10 protein-coding genes are annotated in these 13,446 nt (G+C 58.1%); all 10 read right to left on the bottom strand.

From position 1 onward, the window contains the following. Positions 1–75 precede the first annotated feature (75 nt). The 10 genes from tilS to bamA all read right to left on the bottom strand — a co-directional run bounded on the left by tilS (position 76) and on the right by bamA (position 13,394). Positions 76–1,389 carry a tRNA lysidine(34) synthetase TilS gene (gene tilS, locus AO353_RS16545; protein ID WP_054598254.1) on the bottom strand — a complete coding sequence of 438 codons (1,314 nt, stop codon included), beginning with the start codon at positions 1,387–1,389 and terminating at the stop codon, positions 76–78. Between the two features lie 202 nt (positions 1,390–1,591). After that, positions 1,592–2,539 (bottom strand): acetyl-CoA carboxylase carboxyltransferase subunit alpha, encoded by a 948-nt coding sequence (locus AO353_RS16540; protein WP_019692099.1) that lies wholly within the window; start codon positions 2,537–2,539, stop codon positions 1,592–1,594. A 153-nt stretch (positions 2,540–2,692) separates the two neighbouring features. Then, a complete protein-coding gene (gene dnaE, locus AO353_RS16535) occupies positions 2,693–6,214 on the bottom strand; it encodes a DNA polymerase III subunit alpha (RefSeq protein ID WP_054595920.1) in 3,522 nt (1,173 codons plus the stop codon). Positions 6,215–6,290: 76 nt separating this feature from the next. After that, a complete protein-coding gene (gene rnhB, locus AO353_RS16530; protein ID WP_081013746.1) occupies positions 6,291–6,917 on the bottom strand; it encodes a ribonuclease HII in 627 nt (208 codons plus the stop codon). Between the two features lie 11 nt (positions 6,918–6,928). Beyond that, complete coding sequence (gene lpxB / locus AO353_RS16525; protein ID WP_173859968.1) at positions 6,929–8,065, bottom strand: lipid-A-disaccharide synthase; 1,137 nt, start codon at positions 8,063–8,065, stop codon at positions 6,929–6,931. Continuing rightward, a complete protein-coding gene (gene lpxA / locus AO353_RS16520) occupies positions 8,065–8,841 on the bottom strand; it encodes an acyl-ACP--UDP-N-acetylglucosamine O-acyltransferase (RefSeq protein WP_054595917.1) in 777 nt (258 codons plus the stop codon). The genes lpxB and lpxA overlap by 1 nt, the downstream gene beginning before the upstream one ends. Continuing rightward, on the bottom strand, positions 8,838–9,278 hold the full coding sequence (gene fabZ / locus AO353_RS16515; protein WP_007978374.1) for a 3-hydroxyacyl-ACP dehydratase FabZ: 441 nt from the start codon (positions 9,276–9,278) through the stop codon (positions 8,838–8,840). The genes lpxA and fabZ overlap by 4 nt, the downstream gene beginning before the upstream one ends. Before the next feature lie 108 nt (positions 9,279–9,386). Next, on the bottom strand, positions 9,387–10,442 hold the full coding sequence (lpxD, locus tag AO353_RS16510; protein WP_054595916.1) for a UDP-3-O-(3-hydroxymyristoyl)glucosamine N-acyltransferase: 1,056 nt from the start codon (positions 10,440–10,442) through the stop codon (positions 9,387–9,389). Positions 10,443–10,445: 3 nt separating this feature from the next. Next, positions 10,446–10,949 (bottom strand): OmpH family outer membrane protein, encoded by a 504-nt coding sequence (locus tag AO353_RS16505; RefSeq protein ID WP_019692093.1) that lies wholly within the window; start codon positions 10,947–10,949, stop codon positions 10,446–10,448. 45 nt (positions 10,950–10,994) lie between these two features. Then, on the bottom strand, positions 10,995–13,394 hold the full coding sequence (bamA, locus tag AO353_RS16500; RefSeq protein WP_054595915.1) for an outer membrane protein assembly factor BamA: 2,400 nt from the start codon (positions 13,392–13,394) through the stop codon (positions 10,995–10,997). Positions 13,395–13,446 lie beyond the last annotated feature (52 nt).

Raw genomic sequence — 13,446 nt, 5'->3', positions numbered from 1 at the left:
CGGCAACTCCTGCAATTCAGCTGAATCCACAGAAGTTGTATCAAGAAGGGAGCGTAGTCTACCGGAAAGCCCCTTTCAGCTCAAACCTTGATCGTTGATCGCTGGCTGCCACCGCAAAAGACCGTTTCCCCCCGCACTACCGTCGAGCCCACGCAGGTTTGCCACCGCGAGCAATTGTTCATTGCAGAAGAGCAGCGGCAATCTGCCACGGGCAAACAGCGGCAGGCCGCTTTCATTGAGCAAACGCTTGAGGTCGCGATGCCCGCGCCCCGGCAAATGCATGATTTCACCGCCCTGCCGGTAGCGCACGCTTAATACGCCGGCAGGAATGGTCCCGCTGAAGGTCACCCGGCCGTTGTTCGGCAGCAGCAGTGCCAGCGACGGATCAGGCCAAAGCGGAGCCGGCTCGGGGCGGTTCAGCCAATGGCCGGACAACCACCAGATTCGCCCGTTCGCACGATGCAACTCACCGTCCGCCAGGCGCCAGATCGGCCGAGCATCCGTCGCTGCATCGCGCAAATTTTCCCAACCCGACCAATGGTCGCTGTCCGGCATCCGCGTCAACGGCGCCAGCCAGTGGCTGAGAGCATTGCGCTGGCGGGCGGCGGAAAGCGTTTCAAGCGCAGCCATTTCCAGCGACGGCACGCCCAGCCAATCGAATTCGCTGACCGTTGCGGCGGGCGCCAGATCCATCTCGGCCAAATCATCGAGCAAACCCTGCGCTTCACTCAAATGCGCGGCGCTGCGGGCGATGGTGGCCACGGCCTGTGGCCAACGCTGAGTGAGCGCTGGAAAAATCTGCTGGCGAAGGTAATTGCGAGAAAACTGCTGATCAGCGTTCGACGGATCCTCGATCCAGCTCAACCGATGCTCGACGGCATAGGCCTCGAGTTCAGCCCGCGACACCTCAAGCAACGGCCGCAGCAAAAAACCACTACCCAAAGGACGCTGCGACGGGATCGCCGACAAACCTCTCACCCCTGCCCCGCGCAACAGGCGGAACAAGAGGGTTTCCGCCTGATCGTTCTGGTGCTGCGCCGTGAGTAGCAACTCATTGGTTTGAGTCGCCTCGACAAAGGCGCCATACCGCGCCTCGCGCGCCGCTCGCTCCAGGCTCGCCCCAGGCTGAACCTGAACGTGAATAACCTCCAATGGCACCCCCAGGGCGTCACACACCGTCTGACAATGCCCCGGCCACGCATCAGCCGCAGCCTGGAGACCGTGATGGATGTGAATGGCTTTGAGTTCAGGCAGGGAGTGTTTTTTGGCGAGTTGCGCAAGAAGGTGCAGCAGAACGGTGGAGTCGAGACCACCGGAGAAAGCGACACGCCAGGTCGGCGCGGTGTGCCAGGGAGCCAGGCGTTTGAGAAGTGCAGCTGAAAGGCTCATGAACATCCCCAAACCTGTAGGAGCAAAGCTTGCTCGCGATGAACTTGTGGTGAGGAGGCTTGCCCCCCGTTCGGCGGCGTAGCCGTCGCAAAAAGGTCGATTCGTTCGATCGCATCGACTGTATTTGGGACTACTTCGTAGTCCAACGGGGGCAAGCCCCCTCACCACAACAAGACTCGCTCCTACAGAGAGCTGTGCTCGATCAGAGACCGTAGCTCATCAGGCGCTCATAACGACGGGCCAGCAGCGCGTCGTTGTCGAACTTCTTCAGCATCGCCAGTTGCGAGCTCAGTTCCGCACGGATCGAGGCAGCAGCAGCGGCCGGATCACGGTGCGCGCCACCCAGCGGCTCGCTGATCACTTTATCAACGATACCCAGGCCTTTCAGGCGCTCGGCGGTGATGCCCATGGCTTCAGCGGCATCCGGGGCTTTCTCGGCGGTTTTCCACAGGATCGAGGCGCAACCTTCCGGCGAGATCACCGCGTAGGTCGAGTACTGCAGCATGTTCAGCTGGTCGCAAACGCCGATCGCCAGCGCACCGCCGGAACCACCCTCACCGATCACGGTGGCGATGATTGGGGTTTTCAGGCGGGCCATGACACGCAGGTTCCAGGCAATCGCTTCGCTCTGGTTACGCTCTTCAGCGTCGATGCCAGGGTATGCACCCGGGGTGTCGATGAAGGTCAGGATCGGCATTTTGAAACGCTCGGCCATTTCCATCAGACGGCAGGCCTTGCGGTAGCCCTCAGGGCGCGGCATGCCGAAGTTGCGGCGAACCTTCTCGCGGACTTCACGGCCTTTCTGGTGGCCGATGATCATCACCGGCTGGTCGTCCAGACGGGCAACACCGCCGACAATCGCAGCGTCGTCGGAGAAGTGACGGTCACCGTGCAACTCATCGAACTCGGTGAAGATGTGTTCAATGTAGTCCAGGGTGTACGGGCGACGTGGGTGACGCGCCAGACGCGCGATCTGCCAGCTGGTCAACTTGCCGAAGATGTCTTCGGTGAGCGTGCTGCTCTTGTCCTGCAAGCGGGAGATTTCATCGCCGATATTCAGCGAATTGTCATTACCGACCAAGCGCAACTCTTCGATCTTGGCTTGCAGGTCGGCGATCGGCTGTTCGAAATCAAGAAAATTCGGGTTCATAGGCGTCCGTCTTGGGTCGACGTCCAAGAGAGCTTGGGCCGGCCGGTTGTCTATTCGCGCCCTACCTTAAGGGACAGGCGCGTTCAGGTCGAGATTAAAAATTGGGTCAAGGTCAAGGCCAAGCTTTCAAAAGTAAAGAATGGCACCTGACCGTCAACGGTATTGGAGGAAGACGTTGTCTCGCCCGAACTGGTCACGCAGGGCTTGAATCAAGGCATCCGCCGGATCGATTCGCCAGGTCTCGCTGAACTGCAACAAGGCCTTGGCGTCAGGACTGGTGTACTCCATGGTAATCGGACACGCACCACGATGACGCTTGAACAACTCACCCAGCCAGCGTAGCTGATCGCCTTTGAGGTCTTGGGTCTGGACCTTCAAGCGCAGGCTTTCGGCCAGGTTGGTGCGTGCGTCCTCCATGCTCATCACCCGCTTGACCCGCAAGCGCAGGCCACCGGAGAAGTCGTCATTGCTGACTTCGCCTTCGACCACCACCATCGCGTCAGTCTGCAACAGCGACTGCGCGGAATGGAACGCCTCGGCAAACAGCGACGCTTCGATCCGGCCCGAGCGGTCGTCGAGGGTGATGAACCCCATCTTGTCGCCCTTCTTGTTCTTCATTACCCGCAAGGCGATGATCATGCCCGCGACCGTCTGTGTATCACGCGCCGGTTTCAAATCGATGATGCGTTGACGGGCAAAGCGGCGGATTTCACCTTCGTATTCGTCAATCGGGTGACCGGTCAGGTACAGCCCCAGGGTATCTTTCTCCCCCTTCAGGCGCTCCTTGAGCGTCAGTTCCTTGGCCTTGCGGTGATTGGCGTAGACGTCGGCGTCTTCCTCGACAAACAGACCGCCAAACAGGTCGGCGTGGCCACTGTCGTGGGTCCGTGCGGTCTGCTCGGCCGCCTTGATCGCTTCTTCCATGGCCGTCAGCAAGACTGCGCGATTGCGGTCGATGTTGGCCTGATAGGCTTTCGGTTCGTCGTGGAAATACGGACCGAGTCGGTCCAGCGCACCACTGCGGATCAACCCGTCGAGGGTCCGCTTGTTGATGCGCTTGAGGTCGACTCGGGCGCAGAAATCGAACAGATCCTTGAATGGCCCCTCCAGGCGCGCTTCAGTAATTGCTTCAACCGGCCCTTCACCAACCCCCTTGATCGCCCCCAGACCGTAAATAATCCGGCCTTCGTCGTTCACCGTGAACTTGAACTCCGAGGTGTTCACGTCCGGCGCGTCGAGGCGCAGCTTCATGGTCCGCACTTCTTCGATCAAGGTCACGACCTTGTCGGTGTTGTGCATATCCGCCGAGAGTACCGCCGCCATGAACGGCGCCGGGTAGTGGGCTTTCAGCCAGGCAGTCTGGTACGACACCAGGCCGTAGGCGGCGGAGTGGGATTTGTTGAAGCCGTAACCGGCGAATTTTTCCACCAGGTCGAAAATGTTACCGGCAAGGTCGGCATCGATATTATTGGTCGCGCAACCTTCAATGAAACCGCCGCGCTGCTTGGCCATTTCTTCGGGTTTTTTCTTACCCATGGCCCGGCGCAGCATGTCCGCACCACCGAGGGTGTAGCCGGCCATGACCTGGGCAATCTGCATCACCTGTTCCTGATACAGGATGATGCCGTAGGTCGGCGCCAATACCGGCTTGAGGCCTTCGTACTGGTAATCCGAGTGCGGGTACGCCAGTTCGGCGCGCCCGTGTTTACGGTTGATGAAGTCATCCACCATGCCCGATTGCAACGGGCCTGGACGGAACAACGCCACGAGTGCGATCAAGTCTTCCAGGCAGTCGGGCTTGAGCTTTTTGATCAGCTCTTTCATGCCGCGCGACTCGAGCTGGAACACTGCGGTGGTTTCAGCTTTTTGCAGCAGCGTATAGGTCGGCTTGTCGTCCAGCGGGATAAACGCAATATCCAGCGGCGGCTCATTGACCTTGGCGCGGTCGCGGTTGATGGTTTTCAGTGCCCAATCGATGATGGTCAGGGTTCGCAGACCCAGGAAGTCGAACTTCACCAGACCGGCCGCCTCGACGTCATCCTTGTCGAACTGGGTTACCAGGCCACCACCTTCTTCGTCGCAATAGATCGGCGAGAAGTCGGTCAGCTTGGTCGGTGCGATCACCACACCACCGGCGTGCTTGCCGACGTTACGCACAACGCCTTCAAGCTTGCGCGCCATCTCCCAGATTTCCGCAGCCTCTTCATCGACCTTGATGAAGTCGCGGAGGATTTCTTCCTGCTCGTAGGCTTTTTCCAGGGTCATGCCGACTTCGAAGGGGATCATCTTCGACAGACGATCCGCCAAACCGTAGGACTTGCCCTGCACCCGCGCCACGTCACGGACCACAGCCTTGGCGGCCATGGAACCGAAGGTGATGATCTGGCTTACCGCGTTGCGGCCGTATTTCTCGGCCACGTAGTCGATCACCCGGTCACGACCGTCCATGCAGAAGTCGACGTCGAAGTCGGGCATGGATACCCGTTCCGGGTTCAGGAAACGTTCGAACAGCAGGTCATATTCCAGCGGGTCGAGGTCGGTGATCTTCTGCACATAGGCCACCAGCGACCCGGCACCCGACCCACGGCCAGGACCTACCGGTACGCCGTTGTTCTTGGCCCACTGGATAAAGTCCATAACGATCAGGAAGTAACCGGGGAAGCCCATCTGGATGATGATATCCAGCTCGAAATTCAACCGGTCGACATAGACCTGACGCTTGGCCTCGTAATCTTCGGTGGTGTCCTTGGGCAGCAGAACGCTCAAGCGCTCTTCCAGGCCGTCAAAGGAGACTTTGCGGAAATACTCGTCGATGGTCATGCCATCGGGAATCGGGAAGTTGGGCAGGAAGTGCTTGCCGAGCTTCACATCGATATTGCAGCGCTTGGCAATCTCGACGGTGTTTTCCAGCGCTTCGGGCAAGTCGCTGAACAACTCGGCCATTTCCTCGGCGCTTTTGAGGTATTGCTGGTCACTGTAGTTCTTCGAGCGGCGCGGATCGTCGAGCGCCCGCCCTTCACCGATGCATACGCGGGTTTCGTGAGCGGCGAAGTCTTCCTGCTTGATGAAGCGCACGTCGTTGGTGGCCACCAGCGGTGCGCCGATCTTGTCAGCCAGGGCCACGGCGGCGTGCAACTGTTCTTCGTCGTTGGGGCGATTGGTGCGCTGGATTTCCAGATAGAAGCGATCCGGGAATACGGCCATCCACTCACGGGCCAGAGTCTCGGCCTCATCAGGATTGCCACCGAGCAAGGCGATACCGATCTCGCCCTCCTTGGCCGCCGACAACATGATCAAGCCTTCGTTGGCCTCGGCCACCCACTCGCGCTCGATGATGACCTGGCCATTGCGCTGGCCATCGATAAAGCCACGCGAAATCAACTCGGTGAGGTTGCGGTAGCCAACGGCGTTCATCGCCAGGAAGCTGATCCGGCTCAGCGGATTGTCAGGATCCTTGTTCGACAGCCACAGGTCAGCGCCACAGATCGGCTTGATCCCGGCGCCCATGGCGTTTTTGTAGAACTTGACCAGGGAACACATGTTGTTCTGGTCGGTGACCGCCACGGCAGGCATGTTCATGCCGACCAGGGTCTTGACCAGCGGTTTGATCCGCACCAGACCGTCGACCAGGGAGTATTCAGTGTGCAGGCGTAGGTGAACGAATGAAGCCGGCATAGTGATCCTGTCTGAAAACGTGAAGACAACAAGGCCCGGATTGTACCGGGCCTTGGCAAAAACATCAGCCTTGTGACTAGCTCTCGATCAAACCCTCGCGGGCCTCATAAGCAAGGCGCACCGGCGCGAACGAACGCCGGTGAATTGGTGTCGGCCCCAGTCGGGCCAAGGCTTCCAGATGAACGGGCGTCGGGTAGCCTTTGTGGCCGCCGATACCATAACCCGGGTAAATCAATTCGAATGCCGCCATTTCGCGATCACGGCTGACTTTCGCCAGGATCGATGCTGCTGCGATGGCCGGGACCTTGCTATCGCCTTTAACCACCGCTTCAGCCGGCATGGCCAGCTTCGGGCAGCGGTTGCCGTCGATCATCGCCAGCTTCGGCGTGATGTGCAGACCTTCGACGGCACGCTGCATGGCCAGCATGGTGGCGTGCAGAATATTCAGCTCATCGATTTCTTCGACTTCGGCACGTGCGATGCACCAGCTCAGGGCTTTCTCGCAGATTTCGTCGTAGAGCTTTTCACGGCGTGCTTCGGTGAGCTTCTTCGAGTCATTGAGCCCGAGAATCGGCCGGTTCGGATCGAGGATCACCGCCGCCGTCACCACAGCGCCGCAAAGCGGGCCGCGACCCACCTCATCGACACCGGCGACCAGATCTTCGACGTCTGCGACGAGGGTAAAATCCAGACCCATTTGCATCTTTACGTTACTCACTGAGATTTGCCGATCAGATTGAGGACGGCATCTGCGGCCTGGTTCGAGGCGTCGCGACGCAAGGTCCGGTGAATCTGGTCAAAACCGGTGGTTTGCTCTTCACCGCCATCGATCAACGGCGACAGCGTCAGCGCCAATGCCTCGGGGGTCGCGTCGTCTTGCAGCAATTCGGGCACCAGCAGACGCTGGGCCAGTAAATTCGGCAAGGAGATGTAAGGGCTTTTCACCATGCGCTTGAGAATCCAGAACGTCAGCGGCGCCAGGCGGTAAGCCACGACCATCGGTCGCTTGTACAACAGCGCTTCCAGCGTGGCGGTTCCCGAAGCAATCAGCACCGCGTCGCAAGCGGCCAGCGCCTGATGGGAACGGCCATCGAGCAGGGTCACTGGCAAATCGCGGCCCGCCAACAGCTCTTCGAGCTGCACGCGGCGCTCGGGGCTGGCGCACGGCATGACGAACCGCACACCGGGGCGCATGGCCCGCAAACGCTCGGCGGTGTCGAGGAACAAGGCCCCCAGGCGCCCAACCTCCCCACCCCGACTGCCTGGCATCAGCGCAACCAATGGGGCGTCTTCTGGCAATCCCAGTTCGGCGCGCGCAGCCGTGCGGTCAGCCTCAAGGGGGATTGCATCGGCCAGGGAATGACCGACAAACCGCACCGGCACGCCTTTCTCTTCGTAGAATTTGGCTTCAAACGGGAACAGCGTGAGCATCAGATCGCAGCCTTCGCGAATCTTCAGCACGCGCTTTTGACGCCATGCCCAAACCGATGGGCTGACGTAATGCACGGTCTTGATCCCGGCCTGACGCAGTTTGAGTTCGATGTTAAGGGTGAAATCCGGAGCGTCGATGCCGATGAAAACATCCGGCTTTTCGGCTATGAGGGTCGCGATCAGTTTTTTGCGACGAGCCAACAGCTCACGCAAGCGACCGAGCACCTCGACCAGGCCCATGACCGCCAGACGCTCCATCGGGAAGTAAGACGTCAGGCCTTCAGCCTGCATCAGCGGACCGCCGACACCGATGAACTCAACCGCAGGATGCTGTGCCTTGAGCGCCCGCATCAGACCTGCGCCCAGAATATCGCCGGAGGCTTCGCCCGCCACCAGTGCAACACGCAGACTGGCCATGATTAACGGGTGATGCCGCGAGTCGAAGACTGAATGGAGTCACGGAATATCGCGACTTCCGGAAACTCTTCCGACGGCTCGGCCAACTCGGCAAGCGCTTGTTCGACTGTCAAACCCTGGCGATAAACCACTTTGTAGGCACGGCGTAATGCGTGGATCGCCTCTTCGCTGAAACCACGGCGACGCATGCCTTCGAAGTTCATGCTGCGGGCTTCGGCAGGGTTGCCGAACACCGTGACATAGGCTGGAACATCCTTGCCAATGGCTGTGCCCATACCGGAAAAACTGTGGGCGCCAATATGGCAATACTGATGAACCAGGGTAAAGCCTGACAGGATCGCCCAGTCATCGACATGCACATGACCAGCCAACGCGGTGTTGTTGACCAGGATGCAGTTATTGCCGATAACGCTGTCATGACCAATGTGGGCATAGGCCATGATCAGGTTGTGGTCGCCCAGGGTCGTTTCGGAACGATCCTGAACGGTGCCACGGTGAATCGTCACGCCTTCACGGATCACATTGTGGTCACCGATCACCAGACGGGTTTCTTCACCCTTGTACTTCAAATCGGGCGTGTCCTCACCTACCGAGGAAAACTGGTAAATGCGGTTGTGCTTACCAATACGCGTCGGCCCTTTGAGAATCACGTGCGGGCCAATCACTGTTCCCTCGCCGATTTCCACACCAGCGCCGATGATCGACCATGGGCCGACCTCGACGTCGTCGGCCAGAATGGCCGTCGGATCGATGATTGCGCGAGGGTCAATCAAACTCATAGTTTGCGTTCCGCACAGATGATTTCAGCAGAGCAGACTGGCTTGCCATCGACCGAAGCCTGGCATTCGAACTTCCAGATCTGACGCTTGCAACTGATGAACTTGGCTTCAAGAATCAACTGATCGCCCGGCAGAACCGGCTGGCGGAAACGCAGCTTGTCGGAGCCGACGAAGTAGTAAAGCGTGCCATCGGCCGGCTTGACGTCGAGCATTTTGAAACCAAGGATCCCGGCAGCCTGAGCCATCGCTTCAATGATCAATACGCCTGGCATGATTGGATGCGCCGGGAAGTGACCATTGAAGAACGGCTCGTTGATGCTGACATTCTTGTAGGCGCGAATGCGCTTGCCCTCAACATCCAGCTCCACTACCCGGTCCACCAACAGGAACGGGTAACGGTGAGGCAGGTATTCGCGAATCTCGTTGATGTCCATCATTTCGGGGGGAAGCCTATGTAAAGATTGGGAGCGCGCGACTGACGCACACTCCTCTAGCAAATCAAGGAGGCAGTCTAACGGCTGTGCACACTTGATATGGAAATGGTATCAGCCATCTGATGAAGCATTGCCGTCAGGGGTCACGTCCCCAACACGCTTTTCCAGCTGTCGCAGACGTCGCGCGATATCATCGAGTTGACGGATACGTGCGGCGCTTTTGCGCCACTCGGCAGCCGGTTGCATAGCTGTCCCGGAGGAATAGGAACCCGGCTCGGTAATCGAGTGAGTCACCATGGTCATCCCGGTCAGGAATACGTTGTCGCAAATATCAATGTGTCCGACCAGCCCCACACCACCTGCCAGCATGCAGTGCTTGCCGATTTTGGTGCTGCCGGAAATCCCCACGCACGCCGCCATGGCGGTGTGATCACCGACTTGCACGTTGTGGGCGATCTGAATCTGGTTATCGAGCTTCACGCCATTGCCGATGATGGTGTCAGCCAACGCACCGCGGTCGATGGCGGTATTCACGCCAATCTCCACATCGTCACCGATCAATACCCCACCCACCTGGGCGATCTTCTGCCAGATGCCTTTTTCGTTGGCAAAACCAAAGCCTTCACCACCGAGCACGGCACCGGACTGAATCACCACGCGCTTGCCGATGCGTACATCGTGGTACAGCGTCACACGCGGGGCCAACCAGCCGCCCTCACCGATCTCGCTGCGCGCACCGATGAAGCAGTGGGCACCGACCGTCACGCCAGCGGCAATTCGCGCAGCACTTTCGATCACGGCAAACGCGCCAATGCTCGCAGCCGGATCAACCACTGCGTCCGCTGCCACCACCGCTGTCGGATGGATACCGGCAGCAGCCTTGGGCTTGGGGTCGAACAGATGGGAAACCCGGGCATACGCCGCATACGGATCAGGCACAACCAGCGCATCACCGGCAAAACCTTCTGCGTCAGCGGCCTTCAGCAACACTGCTGCGGCCTGGCTGTCAGCCAGATATTTACGGTATTGGGGGTTTGCCAGAAAGCTCAACTGAGCTGGGCCAGCCTCCTGCAAGGTGGCTAGCCCAGTGATTTCTTTCTCCGCGGAGCCACGGAGAGTGGCCCCGAGGAACTCGGCCAATTGACCGAGCTTTATAGTCGCTGTCATGGATTACTTCAGCTGATTCATGCGCTCGATAACCTGGCGAGTGATGTCGTACTGAGGCTTGACATCAATCACTGCGCCACGCTCGAAGACCAGGTCAAAAGCACCTTTCTTGATGACTTCTTCCACAGCGCTGTCCAGTTTCGGCTTGAGCTGCTTCAGCATTTCACGGTCAGCAACGGCTTTGGCTTCGTTCAGTTCTTTGGACTGGAACTGGAAGTCACGGGCCTTTTGCTTGAACTCAAGCTCAAGACGCTCACGCTCGCCCTGGGCCATTTTGTCGCCACCGCTTACCAGACGATCCTGAATGCCTTTGGCACTGCTTTCCAGGGTTTTCAGCTTGGTCAGCTGTGGCCCGAACTTCTTCTCGGCATCCACGGCGTACTTCTTCGCCGCGTCAGATTCCAGCAGAGCCATTTGATAGTTCAGTACCGCGATTTTCATTTCGGCAAATGCCGGGGTTGCTACCAGGACAGTTGCCAGGAGAACCAATTGAGTCAACTTACGCACGATGCACTCCTACAAAATCCATTGTCGTTATCTTGGATCAGGCTATTAGAAAGTCTGACCGAGGGAGAATTGGAACACCTGAGTCTCCGCATTGCTGTCCGGTTTCTTGACCGGCATTGCCAAGGCAAAGCTCAACGGACCAAGGGCGGTAACCCATGTCACACCCACACCCACCGAACTGGCCATATTGCTCAGGCTGATGTCGTTGCACTGAGTATTGGAAAGACTGCCATTGGTATTCCTGACCTGCTCGCACTTGGAGTCGAACACGTTACCGACGTCCCAGAACACAGAGGTACGCAGGGATCGCTGGTCCTTGACGAAAGGCAATGGGAAGAGAACTTCTACACCACCTTGAATCAGGACGTTACCACCGAATGGCAGCGGATCCTGATCCGGATCGGCGAGAGTGCCTGCGTTACCTGTACCGTTTGCACCGCCAGCACCCCGACTCGGCGTACTACGAGGCCCCAATGTACTGTCCTTGAAACCGCGTACCGAGTTGAAACCACCAGCATAATAGTTCTCGTAGAACGGCAGCCCACTCGTAGAACCATAACCATCACCGTAACCCAGCTCGGTGTGCAGGCGCATGGTGTAGTTCTCAGACAATGGCTGGAACAACTGACCACGGTAGTCGAGCTTGAAGAATGACAGATCGCTGCCCGGGGTAGTGGCTTCCAGTGTCAGGCTTTGCGAGTGACCACGGGTCGCCAGCACGCCTTTGTTCAGGGTCGATTCAGACCAACCGGCCGAAGCCTTGAAGTTCAGGTACTGGTCGCCTTCCGTGTTAACAAAGTTGAAAATCTCGTCAACGGTGTACTGACCGGTCTTGATCTTGTCTTGCTGCGCCGTCAGACCAAAGGTCAGACGCGAAGTCTCGCTGATCGGATAACCGACGTTGACACCCGCGCCCAAGCTGTCTACCGCATAGCTCGATACGTTGACGTCGAGGTTTTTGTAGTCAGTGGTGCGATAGAAAGCGTTGTAACCCAGGCTCACGCCATCGGCTGTCCAGTAGGGGTCGACATAACCGAAGTTATAACGGCTCTGGTATTGGCTACGGGTCAAGCCGATGCTGACCTTGTTACCGGTACCCAGGAAGTTGTTCTGGGTAATCGAACCACCCAGGATCAAACCGGCGCTCTGAGCAAAACCAACGCTGGCGGTAATCGAACCGGAAGGTTGCTCTTCAACGGCGTAGTTCACGTCAACCTGGTCATCGACACCTGGTACGGCCGGAGTCTCGACGTTGACCTCCTTGAAGAAGCCCAGACGTTCCAGACGGGTCTTGGACTGGTCGATCAGGTAAGTCGAAGCCCAGCCACCTTCCATCTGGCGCATTTCACGACGGAGCACTTCGTCTTCCGACTTGGTGTTGCCGCGGAAGTTGATACGGTTTACGTAGGCACGCTTGCCCGGATCGACCACAAAGGTGATATCAACGGTGTGATCGTCGTCATGCGGGGTCGGTACGCCGTTGACGTTGGCGAAGGTGTAGCCCTCGTTACCCAGGCGACGGGTGATCAACTCGGAAGTCGTGGTCATCAGCTTACGCGAGAACACCTGACCTTTTTGCACCAGCAGCAGCGCCTTGACCTGGTCTTCAGGGACCTTCAGGTCTCCGCTGAGCTTCACGTCACGAACGTTGTACTTCTGACCTTCGTTGATGTTGACGGTGATATAGACGTGCTTTTTGTCCGGAGTGATCGACACCTGGGTCGAAGCGATATCCATGTTGATATAGCCACGGTCCAGGTAGTAGGAACGCAGACGTTCCAGGTCACCGGAAAGTTTCTCACGAGCATACTTGTCATCGTTCTTGAAGAACGACAACCAGTTGCTGGTCTTGAGTTCGAACAGGTCGATCAGGTCTTCGTCAGGGAAAACCGTGTTACCCACCACGTTGATGTGCTGGATAGCCGCGACAGTGCCTTCGTTGATATTGACCTTCAAACCAACGCGGTTGCGCGGCTGAGGAACAACTTCAGTGTCAACGGTGGCCGAGTAGCGACCTTGAGCGACGTACTGGCGCTGCAGCTCGTTACGCACGCCTTCAAGCGTCGCACGCTGGAAGATCTCGCCTTCGGCCAGACCGGATTGTTTAAGGCCTTTCATCAGGTCTTCAGTGGAGATCGCCTTGTTGCCTTCGATCTCGATACTGGCGACCGACGGGCGCTCGACTACAGTAATGACCAGGACATTGCCATCGCGGCCCAGCTGGATATCTTGAAAGAAACCGGTTTTGAACAGCGCACGAGTGGATTCCACCAGGCGACGATCATCCGCCTGTTCACCGACGTTCAACGGCAAGGCACCAAAGACGCTACCCGCGGATACCCGCTGGAGGCCATTGATACGAATATCGGAGATAGTGAAGGACTCGGCGTGAACTTCGGCGATCATCAATACGGTGAGAACCGCAGTTAGCAGCAGACGTTTCATGAAGTCCTTTCTTATTCCAACTGGCAATAAACAAACTGCCGCAAAATGCGGC

Source organism: Pseudomonas fluorescens (assembly GCF_001307155.1).
Taxonomy (GTDB): domain Bacteria; phylum Pseudomonadota; class Gammaproteobacteria; order Pseudomonadales; family Pseudomonadaceae; genus Aquipseudomonas; species Aquipseudomonas helvetica.
The sequence above is the reverse complement of the archived record's forward strand: the minus strand, read 5'-3'. Positions and strand labels throughout refer to the sequence as shown.

Excerpts from the sequence above, each read along its gene's own strand:
- tilS (WP_054598254.1), bottom strand. The coding sequence starts at position 1,389 with ATGAGCCTTTCAGCTGCACTTCTCAAACGCCTGGCTCCCTGGCACACC.
- AO353_RS16540 (WP_019692099.1), bottom strand. The coding sequence starts at position 2,539 with ATGAACCCGAATTTTCTTGATTTCGAACAGCCGATCGCCGACCTGCAA.
- dnaE (WP_054595920.1), bottom strand. The coding sequence starts at position 6,214 with ATGCCGGCTTCATTCGTTCACCTACGCCTGCACACTGAATACTCCCTG.
- rnhB (WP_081013746.1), bottom strand. The coding sequence starts at position 6,917 with ATGCAAATGGGTCTGGATTTTACCCTCGTCGCAGACGTCGAAGATCTG.
- lpxA (WP_054595917.1), bottom strand. The coding sequence starts at position 8,841 with ATGAGTTTGATTGACCCTCGCGCAATCATCGATCCGACGGCCATTCTG.
- fabZ (WP_007978374.1), bottom strand. The coding sequence starts at position 9,278 with ATGATGGACATCAACGAGATTCGCGAATACCTGCCTCACCGTTACCCG.
- lpxD (WP_054595916.1), bottom strand. The coding sequence starts at position 10,442 with ATGACAGCGACTATAAAGCTCGGTCAATTGGCCGAGTTCCTCGGGGCC.
- bamA (WP_054595915.1), bottom strand. The coding sequence starts at position 13,394 with ATGAAACGTCTGCTGCTAACTGCGGTTCTCACCGTATTGATGATCGCC.